Source organism: Rhodanobacter sp. Root480, from assembly GCF_001426645.1.
GTDB lineage: Bacteria > Pseudomonadota > Gammaproteobacteria > Xanthomonadales > Rhodanobacteraceae > Rhodanobacter > Rhodanobacter ginsenosidimutans.
In genome coordinates this window covers 349484-371186 of the sequence record NZ_LMEX01000001.1, presented here as the reverse complement: position 1 = coordinate 371186, position 21703 = coordinate 349484, and the positions used below count along the sequence as shown (strand labels likewise).

Genomic DNA, 21703 nt, shown 5'->3' with positions numbered 1-21703 from the left:
CACGGAGTCCGCACCACCATGAGCGAATCACGCTGGGATCGGCTGCTGTTGAACGTCACGCTGGCCACGTTTGCCGGCGATGCGCCATACGGATTGATCGAGCACGGCGCCATCGCGATGCACCATGGCCGCATCGCCTGGCTGGGTCGCATGGAGGCGTTGCCCGACGCGCCCGGTGCCCTGGCGGTGACCGTGGAATCGCTGGACGGTGCATTGGTGACGCCGGGCCTGATCGACTGCCACACCCACCTGGTGTTCGGCGGCGATCGCGCCCACGAATTCGACTTGCGCCTCAATGGCGCCAGCTACGAGGACATCGCCCGCGCCGGCGGCGGCATCGTCGCCAGCGTCAACGCCACCCGCGCCGCCAACGAGGAGCAACTGTTCGCCCAATCGCTGCCGCGGGCCCAGGCGCTGCGGGGCGATGGCGTCACCACACTGGAGATCAAGTCCGGTTACGGGCTGGATCTGGACAGCGAACGCCGCATGCTGCGCGTGGCCCGGCGTATCGGCCGCGAACTGGGTATCAGCGTGCGCACCAGCTTCCTGGGCCTGCATGCGTTGCCGCCGGAATACCGCGACCGGCGCGATGGCTACGTCAGCTTGGTCTGCGACACCATGCTGCCCGCGCTGGCCGCCGAAGGGTTGGTCGATGCGGTGGATGCGTTCTGCGAAAGCATCGGTTTCAGCCGCGAGGAAACCCGCCGCCTGTTCGAGCGCGCGAAGCAACTGGGCCTGCCGGTGAAGCTGCACGCCGAGCAGTTGTCCGACCTGGACGGCGCGGCGCTGGTGGCCGAATACGGCGGACTTTCCGCCGACCATCTGGAACACCTCGGCGAAGCCGGCATCCGGGCGATGGCTGCCGCCGGCACAGTGGCCGTGTTGCTGCCGGGCGCGTTCTACGCACTGCGCGAAACGAAGCGCCCGCCGATCGACCTGCTGCGCCAGCACGGCGTGCCGATGGCGATCGCCACCGACTGTAACCCCGGCACCTCACCGCTGCTGTCGCTGCGGCTGGCTGCGGGCATGGCCTGCACCTTGTTCCGGTTGACGCCGGAGGAAGCGCTGCGCGGCGTCACCGTCAACGCGGCGCGCGCGCTGGGCCTGCACGATCGCGGCACGCTGGCGCCGGGGCAACGGGCCGACCTGGTGATATGGAACGTGAAGCAGCCGGCGGCGCTGTGTTACTGGATCGGCGGCGCGCTGGTGCGGACCGTCCTTGTGGGCGGTGAATCAGCGGCGTGACAGCCGGCTCATGCGCGCGGCCAGCGCCTTGAAAAACGCCGCCGGCAGCTCCGCGCGCACCGGCACGCGCCACCAGTGCGGCTGGGCGAACGCACGGCATTTGACCGCATCCTTGTCGGTCATCAACACCGGCAGGCCATCGGCAAAATCCAGCTCCGCCGCCGCAAAGGCGTGGTGATCGGAGAACGCGTGCGCGATCACCTCGATACCCGCCGCCCGCAGGCTGTCGAAGAAGCGCTCCGGGTGACCGATCGCCGCCACCGCATGCACCCGCTGGCCGCCGAAGTCGCGCAGCGGTTGCTTGCGCGCATCGGTCAACGACATGGCCACCTGGCCGCGCAACCGCATCGGATATTCATCCGCCGCTGGCGTGCCACCGTTGCATACCCGAAAATTCAATCGCTCCCAGCGCTGCATCGGTTCGCGCAGCGGGCCGGCGGGCAACAGGCGCTCGTTGCCGAAGCGGCGGGTGCCGTCCACCACGCCGATCTCCACGTCGCGCGCCAGGGCGTAGTGCTGCAGGCCATCGTCGGCGACCAGCACATTGCAGCCGGCGTCGAGCAGCAGCTGCGCGGCGGCAGGACGATCGCGCCCCACCGCCACCGGCACGCCGCTGGCGTGGATCAGGCAGGGCTCGTCACCCACCTGCGCCGGATCGGGTTTGTCGCCCAGCAACATCGGCTCGCGCTGGCTGCCGCCATAGCCGCGGCTTACCACGCCCGGCCGATAGCCCTGCGTGCGCAGCGCCTCGACCACCGCGATCGTCAGCGGGGTCTTGCCGGTGCCGCCCACGCTGATGTTGCCGATCACGATCACGGGCGCATCCAGTTGCACGCGCCGCAGCCAGCCCAGGTGGTAGAGCGCCCGGCGCAGATGGATGACCGTGCTGTAAAGCGCCGCCAGCGGCCGCGTCCACCAAGGGGCGCGGGCATCGCCGTACCAGGCCGCTTCGAGCGTGTCGACCAGCGCCATGACGAACCCTCAGTCGCTGCCTTGGGCGGTGGCCTGCTCGCTGAACTGCATCCGGTGCAGTGCGGCGTAGTGGCCACCCAGTGCGATCAATTCAGGATGCGTGCCGCGCTCCACGATGCAGCCCTGATCCATCACCGCGATCTGGTCGGCATCCTCCACTGTGGACAGGCGGTGGGCGATCACCAACGTGGTGCGGTCGCGCATCAGCCGCTGCAGCGCCTGCTGGATCAGCCGCTCCGATTCGGTATCCAGCGCGCTGGTCGCTTCGTCCAGCACCAGGATCGGCGCGTTCTTCAGGATCGCCCGCGCAATCGCGATGCGCTGGCGCTGGCCGCCGGAGAGCATGTTGCCGCTCTGGCCGATGCGGGTATGGATGCCTTCGGGCATGCGCGCGATGAATTCCATCGCGTTGGCCGCCTCGGCCGCGGCGATGATTTCCGCCTCGCTGGCGCCAGCCAGTTCGCCGTAGGCGATGTTGTTGGCCACGGTGTCGTCAAACAGCACAACCGATTGGCCGACCCAGGCAATCTGCCGGCGCAGCGAGGCCAGCGTGTAATCGCGGTAGTCCTCGCCATCGAGCACGATGCGTCCGGCGCTGGGTTCGTAGAAGCGCGGCAGCATGCCCACCAGGCTGCTCTTGCCGCTACCCGAGCGGCCCACCAGTGCCGTCACGCTACCTGGTGCGCAGTGGATATCCACGCCGCGCAGCGCCTCGAAACCGTTGCGCGGGTAGACCAGCCGCACTGCCTCGAAACGCAGGTCGCCGCGGGTGCGCGACAGCTCGCGAACACCCTGGTCCACTTCCGGCGGCAGGTCGATCACCTGGAAGATGTCGTCGGCCGCGGATAGCCCGCGCTGGATGTTCGCCTGCACGCTGGTGAGGCGCTTCAGCGAAGGCAGCATGGTGCCCATCGCGGTGAGCACGGAGAAAAACACACCCGGCGACATCACGTTGAGCACCTGCGGTCGCGTACCCAGGTAGACCAGCGCCGCCAGCGCCATCGCGGCCACCAGTTGCACGGTGGAACTGGACGCCGCATTGGTGGCGGCGATCTTCAGATTGAGCCGGCGGGTGTGGCGGGTGGTCTCGTCGAAGCGCTGCGCCTCGTGCTGCTGTCCGCCATAGATCCGCACCTCGCGATGCGCGCCCACGGATTCTTCCACGGTGCCCGTGACCGAGCCCATGGTGCCCTGGATGCGGCGGCTGATCTGGCGATAACGGCGGCTCACAACGGTGGCCACCAGCGCGATCGCCGGCACCATCACCAGCAGCGAAAGCGTGAGATAGGGGCTGTAATAAAGCATCACGCCCAGCATCGCGATCACGGTGAAACCGTCGGTGATGGCGATCTTCGCGGCGCTGCTGGAAGCGGCGGCCACCTGCTCGCTCGTATAGGTGACGCGCGAAACCTGCTCGCCGGAGGGCTCGCTGCCGAAATAAGGCGCGGGCAGCCGCAGATAGGCGTCGAAGACATCGTGCTGCATCGCCTGCACCACATGCCGGCCGATATAGGAGACGCCGTAATCGCTGACGAACGTGCCGAACGAACGCACCAGGAAGATCCCGATGATCCAGATCGGCATCCAGAAGATCAGGTACGGGTCCTTGCGCGTGAACAACTCATCGATCATCGGCTGCAGCAGGCCGGTGAACAGCGCCAGCCCGCCACCGTCGACCAGCATGCCGACCACCGCCACCAGCGCGACCGGCCAGTACCGTCGCGTGTAACCGAGCAGCCGGCGATACACGCCCCAGCTGTCGGCCACCGGTGCCATGGCCGGGCGGTGCTTCACTCCGTGGCGCCCGTCGCCGTGGGCGTGGTGGCGATCGACAGCCGGCTGAAGCCGAGCTGGCCCAGCGCATCCATCGCCGTCACCACATCCTGGTGCGGCGTGTTGGCGTCGGCGCGAATCGTCACCGGCCGATCGCGGTCACTGCCCGCATGGCTGGTGATGGCCTGCTTGAGCGGATCGATGCCCTCGCCCATGACCTCGTCGCTGCCGACATAGAAGCGGCCTTCGCGATCAATCATCACGGTCAGCGTGGGCGCGTTCATGTCGCGATCGGACGTGCTGGCGTTGGGCAGGGTCACCTGCAGCCGCGAGTGCTGGATGAAGGTGCTGGTGAGCACGAAGAACATCAGCAGGGTGAGGAGCACGTCGATCAACGGGATCACGTTGATCTCGAAATCGTCCTGCCGACGGTCGTTGCCGATACGCATCGTGGTGACCTCAGCCCGCGCCCGTGGCCGAGGGAGCCGGTGCGCGGCGTGGCCGCGGCGTGGCCGCGGGCGTGGTCAGGGTCAGGTCGTCCAGCAGCGCGGTGGCCTGCTTTTCCATATCCACGCAATAACCGGCCACGCGCGAGCGGAAATAGCGATGCAGCACGTACGCGGGAATCGCCACGGTAAGGCCCGATGCGGTACAGATCAGCGCCTCGCCGATGCCGCCGGCCATTTTTGCCGGGTCGCCGATACCGCCGCCCATCACCTCCATGAACATGCGGATCAGGCCGACCACGGTGCCGAACAGGCCCAGCAACGGGCCGATCAGCGCGATCGTGCCCAGCGTGTTGAGGTAGCGCTCCATCCGGTGCACCACGTGGCGGCCGGTGTCCTCGATGCGCTCCTTGATCAGCTCGCGCGGACGGTTGCGCACCGCCAGCGCCGCGGCCAGCAGTTCGCCCAGCGGCGAGCCGTTGGCCAGCGTCTGCAGATGGTTGGGATCCAGTTGTCCCGCGCGCGCCCACTGGCGTACCTCCTCACCCAACCCGGGCGGCAGCACGGCCTTGCGGCGCAGCGTCAGGCAACGCTCCAGCACGATCGCCAGCGCCACCGCGGAACAGATCAGGATGGGCACCATCGCCCAGCCACCAGCCATCAGGATTTCCAGCACGTTGCGCCCCCATCGGACGACCTGTCGAGAGCGCGCATGATAGCAGTCCCGCTTCGCCCGACTGCGGCACAGGTGGCAGTAAGTGGCTCACTCGCGCCAGTAGCGGCGCTGACGCAAACGCCAGCCCGGTTCGCGCCGCGCGGGCGCATCGGCCGGAAATTCCAGCGGAATGGCGCCCTGGGTCGCGGTATTGAACAGCGGCACGCCAGCCGCCGCATAGCGCGCCACCACCTCGGGTTTCGGGTGCCCGAAACGGTTGCGCCAACCGGCCGAAACCACCGCCAGGGGTGGATGGATCGCGGCGATGAACGCCGCGCTGGACGAGGTCTTGCTGCCGTGATGCGGCACCACCAGCAACGGCGCCATACCCAGCCCGACCGCCGCAGCCACCTGCGGCTCCACCCGCGAACTGATGTCGCCGGCCAGCAGCAGACGGCCACGCGGACCTTGCACCAGCAGCACGCAGGAACTGTCGTTGTCGCGATCACCCTGACCGGGTGCCGGGTTCAGCACGCGAAAATCCACGCCATCCCAGCGCCAGGACTGCCCGCTGACGCATTGCTGCATCGGGATCTGCATCCGCGACGGTTCGCCGGCGTAGCGCGTTGCCTGCGGGAACGCCGTGGCAACTGCCTCCGCACCGCCCGCGTGATCGTTGTCACCGTGACTGATCATCAGCATGTCGAGCTCGCCGATGCCCAACGCATGCATCGCCGGCAACACCACCGCCTCGCCCAGATCGAAACCCGAGGGATAACGCGCGCCCGCGTCGTAAACCAGCACATGGTGTTGCGTGCGCAGCAACACCGACAAGCCCTGCCCCACGTCCAGCACCCACACCCGGAACGCACCCGCCGGCGGTGGCGCCAGCGCGGGATACAGCAGCGGAAGGAACAACAGTGCACCCAGCCAGCGCAGCGGCACACCGCGCGGCATGAACAGCCATAGCGCGCCGGCCAGTGCCAGCAACAATGCAAAGGGTTGTACCGAAGGTAGATACCACTGCGCGCCAGGCCAGGCAGCCGTCTGCTCCAGCAACCACCATTGCGCATGGGCCAGCTTCGCGGCCACCCACAACACTGGCGTGGCCGCAGGCGGACACAACCCCAACAACAGCGTGCCACCCAGCGCACACGGCACGATCGCGAAACTGACCAGCGGCACCGCGACCAGGTTGGACAACGCGCCCACCAACGAGGCCTGCCCGAAGAACCACAGGCTCAACGGCAACAGCCCCACCGTCATCACCATCTGCCCGGCCGACAACTCGTGCAGAAACGCGCGCAGCCCGCGACCGCGCGCCTGCAGGCACAACATCAGGAATGCCACACCCACGAACGACAGCCAGAATCCCGCCGCCAGCACGGCCAGCGGATCGACCAGCAGGATCGCCAGCATGGCCAGCCCCAGCGATTGCGCGCCGGTGCTGCCGCGTCGCCCGCAGCGGGCCAGCGTGACCACCGCGATCATCAGCAAGGTGCGCACGGTGGGCAGGCCGAACCCCGCCAGCGCGCTGTAGATCGTGGCCGCCAGCAAGGCAGCGGCCGCCTGCGCCTGCGGCCGCGGCAAGCGGTGGCCCAACTGTGGCAGCAGGCCATACAGCAGCGTCGCCAGGCCCAGCCCGAACACCGCCGCCACGCCCACATGGAAGCCGGAAATCGCGATCAGGTGCGATACGCCATTGGCACGCGCCACCGCCCAATCACGCTGCTGCAAGCCACGCGTGTCGCCTACGGCAAACGCGCGCAACAGTGCCGCATCATGCGGGTCGCGCACCCGCGCCGCGATGCCACGGGCGATCGCATCGCGGACACCATCCACGCACAAGGAGGGCTTGCCGAGCTGCGCATTGTCGACATCGTCGCGCACATAACCATGCGCCACGATGCCCCGCTGCAGCGCGGTGCGCTCGCTGTCCGCGCTGCCCGGGTCGAGCAGTCCGCGCGGACGTTTCAGGCGCAATTGCAGATGCCAGCGACTGCAGGGATGGAGCACTGGCGGATCGTCGTACCAGCTCACCGCAACGCGTCCGCGCCATGGAATGAGCCGGCCATCCAGCGTGGCACGATCCACCCGCAACTCGAAGCTGCTGGCGTAATCGCGCTTCAATGGCAGGTCCACGATGGTGCCGATCACGATCAGGTCGCGGCCTTCCAACGAACGCGGCAGGCGCGCATCCATGGCCAGGCCGCCGCGAAACATCGCCCACGCCACACCGATCAGAATGCAGCCGACCCACCGCCCGCGTGGCCACCGCCACGCCAGCAACAAAGCAAGAGCCAACAGCAGCAGCGCGAACCAACGGGGCGGCAACGACGGCAACCACTGGACGACCAGTACGCCCGCCAGCAAGGCGAGACCCATGCTTGCCGCGGGTATTGCCCCCATTCGTGCCACGCTGCGCTCCATGCGGTCGGATCATCGAGCGTAGCGCGACGCCAACCACACAGCGGACGAAAGACGTGTAGGCCCCCGCCTTGGCATGGGATATCAATTGTCGGAGCGGCCTTCAAGTGGGAGCGACTTCAGTCGCGATGCTCTTGCTTTGGGGTTCCGGAGCAGAAGCATCGCGACTGAAGTCGCTCCCACAGGCGTGGTGGCCTTTTCGGTCAGGTGGCGGCTTTTTCCTGCAACACGCCGTTATGCAACACCAGCGTGCGATCCATCCGGGCGGCGAGGCGCGTGTCGTGCGTCACCAGCACGAAGCTGGTGCCGATCTCCTGGTTGAGCTCCAGCATCAGGCCGTAGACCTGCGCCGCGTTGTCTTCATCGAGGTTGCCGGTGGGCTCGTCGCCCAGTACGCAGGCGGGCCGCGTCACCAGCGCGCGCGCCACCGCGCAGCGCTGGCGTTCGCCGCCGGAAAGCTCCGAGGGTTTGTGCTGCAGGCGCTTGCCCAGCCCCACCCGCTCCAGCAGCGCGGCCGACTGGCGTTGCGCCTCGGCAATCGCTGTGCCGCGAATCAGCAGCGGCATGCACACGTTTTCCAGCGCGGTGAACTCGGGCAGCAGATGATGGAACTGGTAGATGAAACCCAGCGAGCGGTTGCGCACGCGGCCGCGCTCGGCATCGGACAGCGTGGACAGCAGGCGTCCATCCACCTCCACCTCACCCGCGCTCAAGGTATCGAGCCCGCCGATGATGTGCAGCAGCGTGCTCTTGCCCGAGCCCGACGCGCCCACGATGGCCATCGTCTGGCCGCGCTTGAGTTCAAAGTTGACGTCGCTCAGCACGTCGGTGCGCAAGCCGCCTTCCTGGTAGGTCTTGGCGACGTGGCTGGCACGCAGCACGTTTTCAGTCGTGGAATTCATGACGGCCTTATTCATAGCGCAGCGCCTGCGCCGGCTGCGTGCGCGAAGCGCGCCACGCGGGGTACAAGGTGGCCAGCAGCGAGAACGTAAACGTGAGCAGGGCGACCCAGCCCACGTCATGCCAGTCCAGCCGGCTGGGGACCTCGCTGATGTAATAAACGTCGGGCGACAGGAAGGTCACGTGGAAGGTGTGCTCGATCCACTTGATGATGCCGGGCAATTTCCACGACAACAGCGAGCCCAGCCCCACCCCGAAACCGATTCCCACGAAGCCCACCAGCACGCCCTGCACCATGAACATGCCCATGATGCTGCGCGGCGTGGCGCCCAGCGTGCGCAGGATCGCGATGTCGGCCTGCTTGTCGGTGACCAGCATCATCAGCATCGAGATCAGGTTGATCACCGCCACCAGGATGATCAGCGACAGGATCACGAACATCACCATTTTTTCCATCGACAGCGCGGCGAACAGGTTGGCGTTGGTGTCCATCCAGGTCTGCACCCGATACACCTGGCCCAGCTGATCGGCCAGCTCGCGCGCCACCGGGCGGGCATTGAAAAGGTTGTCCAGGCGCAGCCGGATGCCGGTGGGGCCGGTGAGGCTGTTGAGCTTTTCGGCATCGCTCATGTTGACCAGCGCCAGGCCCGAATCGAACTGCTCCATGCCCAGCTCGAACACGCCCGCAACATGGAAACCGCGCATGCGCGGCACACCGCCCATTGGCGTGGCGCGCAACTCGGGAACGGCCATGGTCACGCGGTCGCCCACATTGACGCCCAGCGTCATCGCCAGCTCCTTGCCCAGCACGATGTTCCAGCTGCCCGGCTTCAGCGCATCGAGCGAGCCCTCCACCATGTGCTTGTCGATGTCGACCACCTTGGGTTCCAGCGAAGGCTCGATGCCACGCACCAGCGCACCGCTGGAACGCCGCGCCAGCAACATCGCCTCGCTTTCCACATACGGCGCGGCGCCCAGCACATGCGGATTGGCGCTGGCGACTTTCAGTGCGCGCGGCCAGTCCTCCATGCTCTGGTTCACGCCGGACACGGTGGCGTGCGAGATCGCACCCAGGATGCGCGCGCGCATCTGGTAGTCGAAGCCGTTCATCACCGACATCACCGTGATCAACGCAATCACGCTGATCGCGATGCACACGATCGATACGGTGGAGATGAAGGAGATGAACTGGTTGCGTCGCTTGGCACGCGTGTAGCGCAGGCCGATGAAGAGTTCTAACGGTCGGAACATGGCAACCTGATTCGTGGGAGCGGCAGGGAAAGCCGATACGGACGGCCGCCGGAACGGTATACGTTAGCGCATGGCGCACAGCGGCGGCAGGGGCGCCGAAACCCGGGGTTGTGACACGTTGCGCGCCAGTCAGATTCGCGGCAACGCTTCGCCAGGCTGCACGGTGGCCAGACGCATGCGCAGACGACGACGAATATCGCGATCGCTGTTGTCCGGCGCCAGCAGCAGGATCTGCATGCCGCGTTCCACCGTCAGCAAACGCAACAGGATGAAGCCGCCGAACACGCGGAACGTGGCCAGCGTGGCGGCGATGTCCTCGTGATCGGCGGTGCGCAAGGTCCAGCCGCCTTCGGCGTCCCAACCCGCGGCGGCCAGCGGCGACTGCGCCGCAGGCTGCAGGCTTTGCCATGTGGCCAGCACCACCGCCGCAATCAACATCAGCTTCAGGCTGATGGCCAGGCCCGAAAGCGCGACGGCAAGCGCGGCCAGTGCCGCGACCGCCATCAGGCAGCGTCGCAGCAGTCGCGATGGTGCGTATTCAAAGCCGATGGCGGGCGCGGATGTCATCGATGATCGCCTGCCAGTCGGGTCGCTCGGGCCGGGCGTGGCCCATCACCCAGTCCCACAGGTCCGGGTCCTGCACGTCGAGCAACTCGTCGAACGCCTGCTGTTCGGCCTCACTGGCGCCGTCGAAACGTTCGTCGAGCCAGCCGCCGAACAATGCGTCCAGTTCGCGAGTGCCTCGGCGGGCACGCCATTGGAGTCTGCCCTTATTCATAACAAATCCGCGCGCAGCGCCTCGTTTGCCTCCTCCCCCCATCGGGGAGAGGATTGAGGAGAGGGGGACAATCTTGCGAGATAGCCTCGTCGAAAGCTTCGATCGGCTTCCCCGCGAGCACCGCCCCTCATCCGCCCTTCGGGCACCTGAACTCGGGCCATCCATGGCCCTCGCCCTTCGGGCGGCTTGCGCCGCGCAAATCGGCAGTCCCGCCGATTTGTCTCCCAAAGGGGAGAAGGAATCACGCGCTGCGCCGCTCCACCATCAGCTTCTTGATCTCGGCAATCGCCTTGGCCGGGTTCAAGCCCTTCGGGCAGGTGCGCGTGCAGTTCATGATGGTGTGGCAGCGATACAGCTTGAACGGGTCTTCCAGGTCGTCCAGGCGCGCACCGGTGTCCTCGTCGCGCGAGTCCACGATCCAGCGGTAGGCCTGCAGCAGGATCGCCGGGCCCAGGTACTTGTCGCCGTTCCACCAGTAGCTCGGGCAGCTGGTGGAGCAGCAGGCGCACAGGATGCATTCGTACAGGCCGTCGAGCTTCTTGCGCTCTTCGGGCGACTGCAGGCGCTCGCGATCGGGGGCCGGGCTCTGGGTGCGGATCCACGGCTTGATCGAGGCGAACTGCGCATAGAAATGGGTGAGGTCGGGCACCAGATCCTTCACCACCGGCATGTGCGGCAGCGGGTAGATCTTCACGTCGCCGCCACCCTTGCCGGCATCGGCGATGGCGCAGGTGCACGCCAGCGTGTTGGTGCCGTCGATATTCATCGCGCAACTGCCGCAGATGCCTTCGCGGCACGAACGACGCAGGGTCAGCGTGGGGTCGATCTCGTTCTTGATCTTCAGCAGCGCGTCCAGAACCATCGGGCCACAGGCGGCCAGATCGACCTCGTAGGTATCGATGCGCGGGTTCTGATCGTCGTCCGGCGACCAGCGATAGATGCGGAAGGTGCGTGGCTTCTTCGCATCTTTCGCCGGGTAATGCTTGCCCGGCTGAATTTTGGAATTCTTCGGTAGCGCGAATTCACCCATGTCCTCGACCCTTCGGTTCGGCGGCCGGAACCACTATCCGGCCGCGCAACGTGTGATGTGATGCCACCTGCAAACGCAGGATCAGTAAACGCGTTTCGCCGGCGGCACGGCCTTGACCTCATCGGTCATCGGGTTCATGTGCACCGGGCGGAAATCGAAGCGCGACTTGCCCGCTTCATCCACCCACACCAGGGTGTGCTTCATCCAGTTGGCGTCGTCGCGCTCGGGGAAATCCTCGCGCGCATGCGCGCCGCGGCTTTCCGGACGCTGCTCGGCCGAATGCATGGTCGCCACCGCCTGCGCCAGCAGGTTGGAGAGCTCCAGCGTCTCGATCAGGTCGGAGTTCCACACCAGCGAACGGTCGCTGACCTTCACGTCCTGGAACATGTCGAACACTTCGGAGATCTTCTGCTTGCCTTCGGCCAGCGTCTCGCCGGTGCGGAACACGGCCGCGTCCTTCTGCATCGTGCGCTGCATGGCCATGCGGATCTGCGCCGTCGGCGTGCCGCCATCGGCGTTGCGAAGCGCGTCGAAGCGCGCCAGCGACTTGTCCAGCACGTTGGTGGGCAGATCCTTGTGCGCCGCGCCGGGTTCGATCAGTTCGGCGCAGCGATGCGCCACCGCGCGACCGAACACCACCAGATCCAGCAGCGAGTTGGAACCCAGCCGGTTGCCACCATGCACGGAGACGCAGGCCGCCTCGCCGATCGCGAACAGGCCAGGCACGATCGCATCCACGTCATCGCCGCGCTTCTGCACCACTTCGCCGTGATAGTTGGTGGGGATGCCGCCCATGTTGTAGTGCACGGTGGGCAACACCGGGATCGGCTCCTTGGTGACGTCCACGCCGGCGAAGATGCGCGCCGATTCGGCAATGCCCGGCAGCCGCTCGTGGATCACCTCGGGGCCGAGATGCATCAGGTTGAGGAAGATGTGGTCCTTGTGCTCGCCCACGCCGCGACCTTCGCGGATCTCGATGGTCATCGCGCGGCTGACCACGTCGCGCGAGGCCAGATCCTTGGCGTTCGGCGCGTAGCGCTCCATGAAGCGCTCACCGGTGGAGTTGGTGAGGAAGCCGCCTTCGCCGCGCACGCCTTCGGTGATGAGGCAGCCCGCGCCATAGATGCCGGTGGGATGGAACTGCACGAATTCCATGTCCTGCAACGCCAGGCCCGCGCGCAGCACCATGCCGCCGCCGTCACCGGTGCAGGTATGCGCCGAGGTGGCACTGAAATAGGCACGGCCGTAACCACCGGTGGCCAGCACCACGGCCTGGCCGCGGAAGAAGTGCAGCGTGCCCTCGTTCATGTCCAGCGCCAGCACGCCGCGGCAAACGCCTTCTTCATCGAAGATCAGGTCGATCGCGAAGTATTCGACGAAGAACGTGGCGTCGTGTGCCAGCGCCTGCTGGTACAGCGTATGAAGGATCGCGTGACCGGTACGGTCGGCCGCGGCGCAGGTGCGCTGCGCGGTGCCCTTGCCGTAATGCGTGGTCATGCCGCCGAACGGGCGCTGGTAGATCTTGCCTTCCTCGGTACGCGAGAACGGCACGCCGTAATGCTCAAGCTCGATCACCGCTTCGGGTGCGTGCTTGCACATGTACTCGATCGCGTCCTGGTCGCCCAGCCAGTCGCCACCCTTGACGGTGTCGTAGAAATGGAAACGCCAGTCATCCTCGCCCATGTTGCCCAGCGCAGCGGAAATACCGCCCTGCGCGGCCACCGTGTGCGAGCGGGTGGGAAACACCTTGGTGATGCAGGCGGCCTTGAGGCCCTTCTCGGCCAGACCGAACGTGGCGCGCAGGCCTGCACCGCCGGCGCCGACCACGATCACGTCATAAAGATGCTGCTGGATCTTGTAGCTTTCCATGAAATGGCGGCCTCGCGTATTCGTCTTAAGGGGTCAGCGCAATGCGCAGTACGGCCAGCACGCTGGCGAGCGCGCCGAGCACGGCGAGAAACTTGATCGCCACCAGCAGCAGCACTTCCTTCCAGCGGGTGTGCACGTAATCTTCCACCACCACCTGCAGGCCGAGCACCGCATGCCAGAACATGGTGAGCACGAACGCGATCAGCAGCAGCGCATTCCACGGCCGCGCCACCGCAGCGCGCGCGGCGGCGTAATCGGCATGCAGCAGACCGAGTACCAGGATCACGAACCAGATGCCCAGCGCCACCAGCGCCGCGGCGGTTACACGCTGGACCCACCAATGGTCCACGCCCGATTTGGCGGAACCCAGGCCGCGTGCGGCCTTCAGCGGATGGCGGCGATCCTTCACGACATCACTCTTCGCGTTCATGCCGCACCTCCGGCCATCAACACATAGGCCCAGACCAGCACGGTCAACACGATGCTGCCCGTCGCCGACAACCAACTCGAGCGCACGAACTGCACGATCTCGTAGCCGGCGCCCGCATCCTGCAGCAGGTGACGGATGCCGTTGCACAGGTGATAGAACAGCGACCAGCTCCAGCCGAACAGCAACACCAGCCCCAGCGGGTTGCCGGCGACGGTCTTGAAGCAGCCGAACTGTTCTTCGCCGGCGGCCAGCGCCAGCAAGCCTCCCACCACGACCAGGCTGCCAACGGACAAGGCGATGCCGGTGGCGCGATGCAGGATGGAACTGACCATCTGCACTTGCCATCGATAGACCTGGATATGGGGAGAGAGCGGTCGTTGCATATCTGCCATGGCGGCTATCCTGTGTGGAATCGCTGATGTCCGTGCCGTACCGCCGCTGCCAGCGGCGACAACGCCACAGCGGAATTCAGAAGTCGATGCAGCGCCCGTTCTTTTCCCAATCGCCGTAGCGGGTGGGATCCGGCGCCGGCCGTTCCGGCGGGGCCTTGTCCGCATCCGGTTTCGCCGGCACGACAGCCTCCGCCGGAGCGGATGCAGGTGAGGACGGTGCTGGGGGATGGGTTTCGGACATGGTCGTCTTGTTAGCCAGCGAAGGTTAATACTTGCGCAAAACCAGCACAACCTGGCCCCCTGCCCCGCACCGCGGGCGAACGCTTGTGTCGCGCCACGCACGCCCACACATCGACGACCTATGCCATCCAATACCCGCGACGCCCAAACCCTGTTGATCGAAGGCCCCGATGCGGTTGCATTTGCGCATGCGCAATTCAGCAGCAAGGTGAATGAACTGGCCGTTGGCCGATGGGCGTTCGGTGCGTGGCTCGATCCGCAGGGACGCGTGCGCGCCCTTTTTCACCTCGCCCGCATCGCTGACGGCAAACTGCTTCTGCTGTTGCGCGGCGGCAAGGCAGCGGACATGGCCGACGGCCTGCGCCGCTTCGTCTTCCGTTCACGCGTAACGCTTCGCGAAGCACCCGCCGCCGCCCTGGCCACCGGCGAAGCACAGACGCTGCACGATGTTCATATCGAAGGCGAGACCATATCGCTGGGCTGCGGCTCGCACGCCTTGCGCATCGTGCCATCCACGACGACCGGCGACGTGCAATGGCAACCCGTGCAGTTGAAGCTTGGCTGGCCATGGTTGCCCGATGAGGCCTTGAACAAGTGCCTCGCACCGATGCTGTCGTTGCAACGGCTGCAGGCCGTCGCCGTCGACAAGGGCTGCTATCCCGGTCAGGAAATCGTGGCGCGGCTACATTTTCGTGGCGGTTGCAAACGCCATCTCTGCAGCGTCACGGCATCGCGTGCCATCGCACCCGGCGAAACGTTGCGTCGCGGCGAGCAGGAAGTCGGCATCGTGCTGAACGTCGTCAATGGCGACGCCATCGAAGCACTGGTTGTGCTCAGCGATGACGTCGTTGATAACGCCATCGACGACAACATCACGCTGGGCGACGGCGACGACTCATTACTAATGACAACCATCGAACGCTGGCCCGCCTGAAACATCAGCCGTCCAGACGTCTATTTGTGTTTTTCAACGATGTCGACGGAATGTGAGGACACGCTGAACGGAACATCGCGGCACTTGCCTTTAGCGAAATCCGCCACTAGGCTCCGCCGATCGATTATCGCGGCATCCGGAAAACGGGGTGCCGATGTACGCGACGAACCGGATGAATCCGGATCGGCGCGACCCGGCCCAAAGCCGGATGGAATACCCAGCTGACGCCACAGCTGGCAGTTGCAGGCAACACGGCCCTACGGCACGCGCAGCGCCATTGCAGCAATCACCGATCGGCATGACCCCGCCGCTCGACCCGCCACAAACCCGTGGCAAAACGTTCAACCGCATACACCGGTTGGCGATCAATCCAGGTGGAACGGCCTGCCAGCCCGTCCACCGCAACGGCGTGTCAGGCCTGAAAGGCTGCGCGTACAGCACGTTGGAGGCAGATCCATGAAACTTTCCATGCTGTTGTGGCTCACCAGCTTGTTACCGCAACCCGTTGCGGACCAGGCTTGCCTGGCGACCACGGTCTACCTGGAAGCACGCAGCGAACCGACACTCGGCCAGCTCGCGGTCGCCGAAGTCGCCATGCGCCGACGCGAACGCGGGCGCTGGGGCGACACCGTATGCAAGGTCGTCACGGCGCCCCACCAGTTCGCCACCACCACGACCCCGGGTTCGTTCGACATCACCAATCTGGAAGCCTTCCACAAGGCATGGCAGATCGCCGGGCGCTCGATCCAGAACTGGCAGTTGCCCGTTGCCGAACGAAAGATGCTGGTGCCGCGTGCCGATCATTTCGCCACCGTTGCCATCACTCCGACATGGTCGGTCAACCGCGCAGGCACAACCATCGGCGAGCATCGTTTTTACGCCGTCAACTGACACTGCGAACCGCAACAAAAACAAAAAGGCCCTCGAATGAGGGCCTTTTGTTTTTCAGACGTCCAGACGTCTGGACGTCCATACCAAAGGATGATTACAGACGGTAAACGTGATCGCCACGTACCTGCACGTAATCACCGTTGCGCACGTCCGGGTTTTCCCGCTGCGTAACCGTGGCGTACTGGCCATTGTCCAGCCGAACCACGATGCGGTAGGCCACATCGCCACTTCCGCTGCGCTTGCCAACCTGGTTGCCGACAACGCCACCGGCTACCGCGCCGGCCACTGTCGCCGCCTTGCGGCCATCACCCTTGCCGACCTGGTTGCCCAGCACGCCGCCAGCGACCGCACCGATCACGGCGCCCAGCGTGCCGCCGCTGCTGTTGCCCTGGGTGTAGACCTGCTGCACTTCCTGCACCACGCCGCAGTTGTTGCAGCGCGCGTTTCTGCTTTGTCCGGTTGGCTGCCCTTGATAACCGTAGTTACCACTGTTGTTGTAGGGGGTGGCGCATCCAGCCATTGCGAGACCGCCAGCCATGGCCACTGCCAGCGCCAGTTTGCTCGATAGTGCATTCATGTCGATCACTCCTCAGGGAAAAAGCCTTCCGGTCGATGACATCGATCGACTCAGCGGGCGTCGGAAACCGCCGTCACACCTTCTTCCACCTTCACGCGATCGCCGGGATCGTGATCCATGCGGACAGTGCGGGTAACGCCTTTGTATTCGTAGCGCACGTCATAACCCACCAGCTTGGTGCTGGTGTTGTTGACGGTGTCGCAGTGCCGCTCCACGGTGGACGTGGTGTTGGCGTGCTGACGACTGGCCTGGATGCGGTTACCGGCGTAACCACCACCGATCGCACCGGCCACCGTCGCCAGCGTCTTGCCCTTGCCGCCACCGACCTGGTTGCCCAGCAGGCCGCCAGCCACGGCACCGATCGCGGTGCCCGCAATGCGGTGCTCATCCTTGGGTGGCGTGGTGTGGGTGATCACTTCGTCCTTGCATACCTGCTTGGGGTTGTTGACGGTCTTGCGTACCGGATCGACGCTCACCACCCGCGCATAATTGTCAGCCTCCGCCTGGGCCGCGGCGCCGCTGGCTGCCGTGCCGCCGTCAGCGGACGTGCCCGCGTCGGCATTGCGGTTGCAGGCGGACAGGCCCAGCGACAACGCCGCGGCCATACCGATGGTGAGTGCATTGATCGTCAAACTTTTCATCAGACCCTCTCCTCTGTTTTAACGGTTGTTTTCGAACGACTGTCCTGAACGACGATCCCCGGGGACGCCCATGCGTCGCCATAACCGTGTTTCCATTGAACATTGAATCAACTGAATCGGGGCTAGCTTGCACCCCTGCCTCATTTTCACATCGAATTCGCAGTTCGGGCCCTTCTGGATAAAACCATGATCGAAATTGTGGACAGCCACGCACATCTGGATGACGGACGATTCCAATCCGATCTCGATGCGGTAATGGCGCGGGCCACCGAAGCCGGTATTGCCCACGTCTTGATACCCGCCACCGACACAACCAGCTGGCCGCACATCCATGACCTGTGCAGCAACTACCCGCAGACGCACCCCGCCTACGGCCTGCATCCCATGTTCCTTGGCGAGGATGCGCCCGCGCATGTGGACGCACTGTCTTCATGGCTGGACGATCACCACGCCGTTGCCGTGGGGGAAATCGGCCTGGATTTTCATGTCGAGGGTATCGACCACGATCTGCAGCGGCGCATCTTTGCGCGCCAGCTGGACATCGCGCGTGCACGCGGCTTGCCGGTCATCGTGCACGCGCGCGGCGCGCTGGAGGAAGTGATCCTCACCCTGCGGCGCGTCGCCGGCCTGCGCGGCGTGGTGCACAGCTTTTCGGGCAGCGAGCAGCAGGCGCAGCACTTGTGGGACATCGGCTTCTGCCTCGGCATCGGCGGCCCGGTGACCTATGAACGTGCACAGCGCCTGCGCCGCATCGTCAGTCACATGCCACTGGAGTTCCTGTTGCTGGAAAGCGACGCCCCCGACCAACCCGATGCGGCGCATCGCGGGCAGCGGAACGAGCCGGCGCGGGTGGCGGACGTCTTGCGCTGCATCGCCGCGCTGCGCGACGAATCCGAGGCGGAGATCGCTGCCGCCACCACCGCCAATGCCCACCGGCTGTTCGGCTTGGCGCAGCGCAACGCCTGACCGGCGCGTTTGCACGAATTCGTCACACCTTGCTATGTTTACTTCACCGATGAAATATCCGCTGGTGAAATGGCCAAGCTGACAACATGCATCGATCTGATGGACGAAGGCATCGACCGCGTCAGCCAGATCATCCCCACTATGCCGGCCGTCGAGGCACGGTTGTGCCGGTTGCTGCTCATGGTGGGCGAAGGGATCGACCAGGAGCTGGCGTTCAAGCTCAAGCCGTACAAGCTCAACCACAGCGAATTCCTGACCTTGATGATCCTGTACAGCCGACCGGATGGCAGCTCCACGCCAGGCGAGCTGTGCGAATTCGCCACCCAGGGTGCCACCAACATGACCCGCATCGCCAACGCACTGGCCAGGCGCGGCCTGATCACGCGCGGCGCCAGCGAAGCGGATCGGCGGCGCGTGGTGATCCGCATCACCGCTGCCGGCCGGCGTTTCGTGAAAGAGATGCTGCCGCCGATGTTTCCCCGCATCGACACCATGTTCCAAAGCTTCAGCGCCACCGATAAACGCCACCTCGACCGCCTGTTGCGCAAACTGGCCGGCAACCTCGACCGGTTGAGCGAGCACTCCCATCCATGAAGGACATTCGATGAAGCATGCCCTGCTCCGCGGCCGGCCATTGCTGACCGCGACGATCGTGCTGGCGCTGGCCGCGTGCGCGCGGGCGCCCGCGAAACTGGATCACCCCGTATTGCGCGACGACGTGCCACTGGCCGGCCTGAACGCACCCGCCCGCGCCGGCTGGCCCGCGGCGCAATGGTGGCGCCACTACGACGATCCCCAGCTGGATGGCCTGATGGATCGCGCGCTGCAGCAGTCGCCGGATATCGCCCTGGCCCAGAGCCGAGTGCAGAGTGCCCAGGCGTCGGTGCGATTGGCGGCCGCGCAGATGGGCTTGTCGATCAACGGCAATGCGCAGGTATCGCGCCAGCGGATGAGCGAGCACGGGCTGATCCCCGCCGAGTTTCTGGGTTTCACCTGGTACAACCAGGCCGACATCGGGCTGCAGCTTCAATACGATTTCGACTGGTGGGGCAAGAAGCGCGCCACGGTGGAAGCAGCGCTGGACCAGGCCCACGCCGCCGAAGCGCAACGCAGTGCCGCCGCGCTGGCGATCCAGTACGCCGTCGCCGACACCTACTTCGGCTGGCAGGCCGACCAGGCGCGGCTGCAGTTGATCGATCGGTTGCTGTCCACCCAGCAGCAATTGGCGCAGATCGCGCAATTGCGCGTGAAGCAAGGCGTGGATCTCCCCGACGAAGCACAGCGGGCGCAGGCGCAGGTGGCCGCCATCCGCGGCATGCGCATTGCCATCGATGGCTCGGCGCAGATCCGCAAGGTGGCCCTCGCCGCCTTGCTGGGGATCGCCCCTGAGCAACTGCCCGAACTGCACCCGCGCCCATTGCCCAGCGTGGTGCGTGGCATTCCCGCCGACGCCCGCCTCGACCTGATTGCCCGCCGACCGGATATCGCGGCCAGCCGATGGCAGGTGGAAGCGGCGCTGAAGAAAACCGATGCGGCGCGGGCGGCCTTCTTTCCGGATATCGGCATTACCGCCATGGCGGGGTTGTCCAGCATCGACATGGGCAAACTGCTCACCGCCGGAAGCCGCACGTTCGCGCTGACGCCGGCCCTGCATCTGCCCATCTTCAACGGCGGCTCGCTCAAGGCCAATTACGGCTTGAGCAAAGCCCAGCTCGACAGCGCCGTGGCGCAATACAACAGCACCGTGCTGACCGCCGCGCGTGAAGTGGCGACGCAGGCCCTGGGCGCCGAACAGATCGCGGCACGGCGGCAAGCCCAGCAGTCCGAAGTGGATGCCAACCGGCAACTGCTGGCCAACGCCGAAGCCCGTCGCCGCCAAGGCGTGCGCGATGCCCGTGAAAGCCTCGCCGCGACAGCCCAGCTGCTGCAACAGCGTGATGCCGCCGTGCAATTGCAGGCGCAGGCGTTGAGCAACGACCTTGCTTTGATCAAGGCCCTGGGCGGCGGTTACCGGCGTGCCGGCACACCCGCCGCCGCCGCGCACACCGCCCCCATTTCCCCCATTACCGGAGCCGCCGATCATGAGCGCCACTGAGTCCGACAAGTCATCCCTGGCCGGCGACAGCGGCATGGCGGCCACCGACCCGCGCAAACGCCGGCGCGCTCTGCTGATCGTCGGCGCCGTGTTCGTGTTGGCCGGTATCGGCTGGTTTTTGTTGTGGTTGTTCGTGTTATCCACCCGCGTGAAAACCGACAACGCCTACGTCGGCGGCAACCAGGTGGCGATATCGGCACAGGTGCCGGGCACCGTGGTGGCGATCCTGGCGGACGACACCCAGCGGGTGGAAGCCGGCCAGGTATTGGTGAAGCTGGACAGCACCGATGCGGAAGTTCGCCTGCAGCAGGCACGCAGCGCGCTGGCGCAGGCCGTGCGCGGCGTGCGCCAGCAGACCAGCTCGGCCAGTGGCGCCGACGCCCAGCTCGCGGCCCGCCGGATCGATCTGAAGAAAACCGAAGCCGACCTCCAACGCCACCTGCCCCTGCTCGCCGCGCACGCCGAGTCGCCCGAGGTGGTGCAGCATCTGCGCGACGGCGTGGAGCAGGCCCGTGCTGCCGTCACCGCGGCCCAGGCTCAGGCGGACGCGGCACACGCGGCGATCGCGGGCACCGACGTGGCGAAAAACCCCGCCGTGATGCAGGCGCGTGCCAACTTCCGCGCCGCCTGGGTGGCGGCGCAACGCAACGCCATCTATGCACCGGTGTCCGGCTACGTGGCCCAGCGCAGCGTACAGCTTGGCAACAGCGTGCAACCCGGGCAGCAATTGATGACCGTGGTGCCGCTGCACAACCTGTGGATCGAGGCCAACTTCAAGGAAAGCCAGCTGCGCCACATCCGCATCGGCCAGCCCGCCACGATCGAATCGGATACCTACGGCAGCGACGCGGAATTCCACGGCAAGGTGGTCGGCCTGGGCGCCGGCACCGGCAGCGTGTTCTCGCTGTTGCCGGCGCAAAACGCCACCGGCAACTGGATCAAGGTGGTGCAGCGCGTACCGGTACGCATCTCGCTGGACAACACCGAGCTGGACAAGCATCCGCTGCGCATCGGCCTCTCCACCACGGTCACGGTGGATATCACGAATGACGATGGGCGCGTGCTGGCGGCGACGCCGGCGAACCAGCCGGTGGCGCAAACCACCGTCTATGAGCAGATGGCGAGCAAGGCCGACGCGGAAGCCGAACAGGTCATCCGCGCCAATCTCCCCGACGACATCCACTGAACCGG

At 65.9% G+C, this 21703-nt stretch carries 23 protein-coding genes; 7 read left to right on the top strand and 16 right to left on the bottom strand.

The window, feature by feature from the left end; genetic code table 11:
- The first annotated feature begins 18 nt into the window (after positions 1-18).
- Positions 19-1245: an imidazolonepropionase gene (gene hutI / locus ASD22_RS01800; protein WP_056078145.1), complete on the top strand. Its 1227-nt coding sequence runs from the start codon at positions 19-21 to the stop codon at positions 1243-1245.
- Here the strand turns inward: hutI and lpxK are convergent.
- From lpxK to ASD22_RS16255, 14 genes are all read right to left on the bottom strand, one after another.
- Positions 1234-2217 (bottom strand): tetraacyldisaccharide 4'-kinase, encoded by a 984-nt coding sequence (gene lpxK / locus ASD22_RS01795; RefSeq protein WP_056078143.1) that lies wholly within the window; start codon positions 2215-2217, stop codon positions 1234-1236. The two genes, hutI and lpxK, sit on opposite strands and share 12 nt — an antisense overlap.
- Before the next feature lie 9 nt (positions 2218-2226).
- Entirely contained in the window at positions 2227-3993 is a 1767-nt protein-coding gene (gene msbA / locus ASD22_RS01790; protein WP_056080779.1) for a lipid A export permease/ATP-binding protein MsbA, read from the bottom strand.
- 14 nt (positions 3994-4007) lie between these two features.
- A complete protein-coding gene (locus ASD22_RS01785; protein WP_056078140.1) occupies positions 4008-4439 on the bottom strand; it encodes a biopolymer transporter ExbD in 432 nt (143 codons plus the stop codon).
- Between the two features lie 10 nt (positions 4440-4449).
- Complete coding sequence (locus ASD22_RS01780; RefSeq protein ID WP_056080776.1) at positions 4450-5097, bottom strand: MotA/TolQ/ExbB proton channel family protein; 648 nt, start codon at positions 5095-5097, stop codon at positions 4450-4452.
- Between the two features lie 102 nt (positions 5098-5199).
- Positions 5200-7476: a DNA internalization-related competence protein ComEC/Rec2 gene (locus tag ASD22_RS01775; protein WP_235577475.1), complete on the bottom strand. Its 2277-nt coding sequence runs from the start codon at positions 7474-7476 to the stop codon at positions 5200-5202.
- A 245-nt stretch (positions 7477-7721) separates the two neighbouring features.
- A complete protein-coding gene (gene lolD / locus ASD22_RS01770) occupies positions 7722-8420 on the bottom strand; it encodes a lipoprotein-releasing ABC transporter ATP-binding protein LolD (RefSeq protein WP_056078139.1) in 699 nt (232 codons plus the stop codon).
- Positions 8421-8427: 7 nt separating this feature from the next.
- Positions 8428-9669 (bottom strand): lipoprotein-releasing ABC transporter permease subunit, encoded by a 1242-nt coding sequence (locus ASD22_RS01765; RefSeq protein WP_056078136.1) that lies wholly within the window; start codon positions 9667-9669, stop codon positions 8428-8430.
- Positions 9670-9798: 129 nt separating this feature from the next.
- Positions 9799-10236: a protein YgfX gene (locus ASD22_RS01760; RefSeq protein ID WP_056078134.1), complete on the bottom strand. Its 438-nt coding sequence runs from the start codon at positions 10234-10236 to the stop codon at positions 9799-9801.
- Positions 10208-10447 (bottom strand): succinate dehydrogenase assembly factor 2, encoded by a 240-nt coding sequence (locus ASD22_RS01755; RefSeq protein ID WP_056078131.1) that lies wholly within the window; start codon positions 10445-10447, stop codon positions 10208-10210. Before ASD22_RS01755 ends, ASD22_RS01760 begins: the two co-directional genes overlap by 29 nt.
- Before the next feature lie 241 nt (positions 10448-10688).
- Entirely contained in the window at positions 10689-11477 is a 789-nt protein-coding gene (locus ASD22_RS01750) for a succinate dehydrogenase iron-sulfur subunit (RefSeq protein ID WP_056078128.1), read from the bottom strand.
- 81 nt (positions 11478-11558) lie between these two features.
- Entirely contained in the window at positions 11559-13346 is a 1788-nt protein-coding gene (sdhA, locus tag ASD22_RS01745; RefSeq protein WP_056078123.1) for a succinate dehydrogenase flavoprotein subunit, read from the bottom strand.
- Positions 13347-13371: 25 nt separating this feature from the next.
- Entirely contained in the window at positions 13372-13776 is a 405-nt protein-coding gene (sdhD, locus tag ASD22_RS01740) for a succinate dehydrogenase, hydrophobic membrane anchor protein (RefSeq protein ID WP_056078120.1), read from the bottom strand.
- A complete protein-coding gene (gene sdhC / locus ASD22_RS01735) occupies positions 13773-14168 on the bottom strand; it encodes a succinate dehydrogenase, cytochrome b556 subunit (RefSeq protein ID WP_056078118.1) in 396 nt (131 codons plus the stop codon). Before sdhC ends, sdhD begins: the two co-directional genes overlap by 4 nt.
- A 76-nt stretch (positions 14169-14244) precedes the next feature.
- The gene (locus tag ASD22_RS16255) at positions 14245-14409 is read right to left on the bottom strand and encodes a DUF1674 domain-containing protein (protein ID WP_082520090.1); all 165 of its coding nucleotides are present in this window, start codon (positions 14407-14409) and stop codon (positions 14245-14247) included.
- Positions 14410-14529: 120 nt separating this feature from the next.
- Here ASD22_RS16255 and ASD22_RS01730 point away from each other — a divergent pair, with 120 nt between their 5' ends.
- Positions 14530-15342, top strand: a complete 813-nt coding sequence (locus ASD22_RS01730; protein WP_056078115.1) for a folate-binding protein YgfZ — start codon at positions 14530-14532, stop codon at positions 15340-15342.
- A gap of 456 nt (positions 15343-15798) precedes the next feature.
- Positions 15799-16233, top strand: a complete 435-nt coding sequence (locus ASD22_RS01725; protein WP_235577474.1) for a cell wall hydrolase — start codon at positions 15799-15801, stop codon at positions 16231-16233.
- Between the two features lie 94 nt (positions 16234-16327).
- On the opposite strand, the gene ASD22_RS01720 is transcribed toward ASD22_RS01725, so the two are convergent.
- Both ASD22_RS01720 and ASD22_RS01715 read right to left on the bottom strand, forming a co-directional pair.
- A complete protein-coding gene (locus tag ASD22_RS01720; protein ID WP_056080771.1) occupies positions 16328-16810 on the bottom strand; it encodes a glycine zipper 2TM domain-containing protein in 483 nt (160 codons plus the stop codon).
- A 50-nt stretch (positions 16811-16860) separates the two neighbouring features.
- Complete coding sequence (locus tag ASD22_RS01715) at positions 16861-17451, bottom strand: glycine zipper 2TM domain-containing protein (RefSeq protein WP_056078110.1); 591 nt, start codon at positions 17449-17451, stop codon at positions 16861-16863.
- Positions 17452-17637: 186 nt separating this feature from the next.
- Between ASD22_RS01715 and ASD22_RS01710 the strand changes: the two genes are divergently transcribed.
- From ASD22_RS01710 to ASD22_RS01695, 4 genes are all read left to right on the top strand, one after another.
- Complete coding sequence (locus ASD22_RS01710) at positions 17638-18417, top strand: TatD family hydrolase (protein ID WP_056078107.1); 780 nt, start codon at positions 17638-17640, stop codon at positions 18415-18417.
- A gap of 69 nt (positions 18418-18486) precedes the next feature.
- Positions 18487-19011 carry a MarR family transcriptional regulator gene (locus ASD22_RS01705; RefSeq protein ID WP_056078104.1) on the top strand — a complete coding sequence of 175 codons (525 nt, stop codon included), beginning with the start codon at positions 18487-18489 and terminating at the stop codon, positions 19009-19011.
- 10 nt (positions 19012-19021) lie between these two features.
- On the top strand, positions 19022-20512 hold the full coding sequence (locus ASD22_RS01700) for an efflux transporter outer membrane subunit (RefSeq protein ID WP_056078101.1): 1491 nt from the start codon (positions 19022-19024) through the stop codon (positions 20510-20512).
- Entirely contained in the window at positions 20499-21698 is a 1200-nt protein-coding gene (locus tag ASD22_RS01695) for an HlyD family efflux transporter periplasmic adaptor subunit (protein WP_056078098.1), read from the top strand. The genes ASD22_RS01700 and ASD22_RS01695 overlap by 14 nt, the downstream gene beginning before the upstream one ends.
- Positions 21699-21703 lie beyond the last annotated feature (5 nt).

What these genes read in the sequence shown, in the direction of transcription:
- ASD22_RS01750 (WP_056078128.1), bottom strand. Translation starts at nt 11,477, where the DNA reads ATGGGTGAATTCGCGCTACCGAAGAATTCCAAAATTCAGCCGGGCAAG.
- ASD22_RS01730 (WP_056078115.1), top strand. Translation starts at nt 14,530, where the DNA reads ATGCCATCCAATACCCGCGACGCCCAAACCCTGTTGATCGAAGGCCCC.
- ASD22_RS01695 (WP_056078098.1), top strand. Translation starts at nt 20,499, where the DNA reads ATGAGCGCCACTGAGTCCGACAAGTCATCCCTGGCCGGCGACAGCGGC.
- lpxK (WP_056078143.1), bottom strand. Translation starts at nt 2,217, where the DNA reads ATGGCGCTGGTCGACACGCTCGAAGCGGCCTGGTACGGCGATGCCCGC.
- lolD (WP_056078139.1), bottom strand. Translation starts at nt 8,420, where the DNA reads ATGAATTCCACGACTGAAAACGTGCTGCGTGCCAGCCACGTCGCCAAG.
- ASD22_RS01700 (WP_056078101.1), top strand. Translation starts at nt 19,022, where the DNA reads ATGAAGCATGCCCTGCTCCGCGGCCGGCCATTGCTGACCGCGACGATC.
- ASD22_RS01715 (WP_056078110.1), bottom strand. Translation starts at nt 17,451, where the DNA reads ATGAAAAGTTTGACGATCAATGCACTCACCATCGGTATGGCCGCGGCG.
- ASD22_RS01775 (WP_235577475.1), bottom strand. Translation starts at nt 7,476, where the DNA reads ATGGGTCTCGCCTTGCTGGCGGGCGTACTGGTCGTCCAGTGGTTGCCG.
- sdhA (WP_056078123.1), bottom strand. Translation starts at nt 13,346, where the DNA reads ATGGAAAGCTACAAGATCCAGCAGCATCTTTATGACGTGATCGTGGTC.
- sdhD (WP_056078120.1), bottom strand. Translation starts at nt 13,776, where the DNA reads ATGAACGCGAAGAGTGATGTCGTGAAGGATCGCCGCCATCCGCTGAAG.
- ASD22_RS01760 (WP_056078134.1), bottom strand. Translation starts at nt 10,236, where the DNA reads ATGACATCCGCGCCCGCCATCGGCTTTGAATACGCACCATCGCGACTG.
- ASD22_RS01720 (WP_056080771.1), bottom strand. Translation starts at nt 16,810, where the DNA reads ATGAATGCACTATCGAGCAAACTGGCGCTGGCAGTGGCCATGGCTGGC.
- ASD22_RS01705 (WP_056078104.1), top strand. Translation starts at nt 18,487, where the DNA reads ATGGCCAAGCTGACAACATGCATCGATCTGATGGACGAAGGCATCGAC.
- sdhC (WP_056078118.1), bottom strand. Translation starts at nt 14,168, where the DNA reads ATGGCAGATATGCAACGACCGCTCTCTCCCCATATCCAGGTCTATCGA.
- ASD22_RS01755 (WP_056078131.1), bottom strand. Translation starts at nt 10,447, where the DNA reads ATGAATAAGGGCAGACTCCAATGGCGTGCCCGCCGAGGCACTCGCGAA.
- ASD22_RS01765 (WP_056078136.1), bottom strand. Translation starts at nt 9,669, where the DNA reads ATGTTCCGACCGTTAGAACTCTTCATCGGCCTGCGCTACACGCGTGCC.
- hutI (WP_056078145.1), top strand. Translation starts at nt 19, where the DNA reads ATGAGCGAATCACGCTGGGATCGGCTGCTGTTGAACGTCACGCTGGCC.
- ASD22_RS01710 (WP_056078107.1), top strand. Translation starts at nt 17,638, where the DNA reads ATGATCGAAATTGTGGACAGCCACGCACATCTGGATGACGGACGATTC.
- ASD22_RS01780 (WP_056080776.1), bottom strand. Translation starts at nt 5,097, where the DNA reads ATGGCTGGTGGCTGGGCGATGGTGCCCATCCTGATCTGTTCCGCGGTG.
- ASD22_RS01785 (WP_056078140.1), bottom strand. Translation starts at nt 4,439, where the DNA reads ATGCGTATCGGCAACGACCGTCGGCAGGACGATTTCGAGATCAACGTG.
- ASD22_RS01725 (WP_235577474.1), top strand. Translation starts at nt 15,799, where the DNA reads ATGAAACTTTCCATGCTGTTGTGGCTCACCAGCTTGTTACCGCAACCC.
- msbA (WP_056080779.1), bottom strand. Translation starts at nt 3,993, where the DNA reads ATGGCACCGGTGGCCGACAGCTGGGGCGTGTATCGCCGGCTGCTCGGT.
- ASD22_RS16255 (WP_082520090.1), bottom strand. Translation starts at nt 14,409, where the DNA reads ATGTCCGAAACCCATCCCCCAGCACCGTCCTCACCTGCATCCGCTCCG.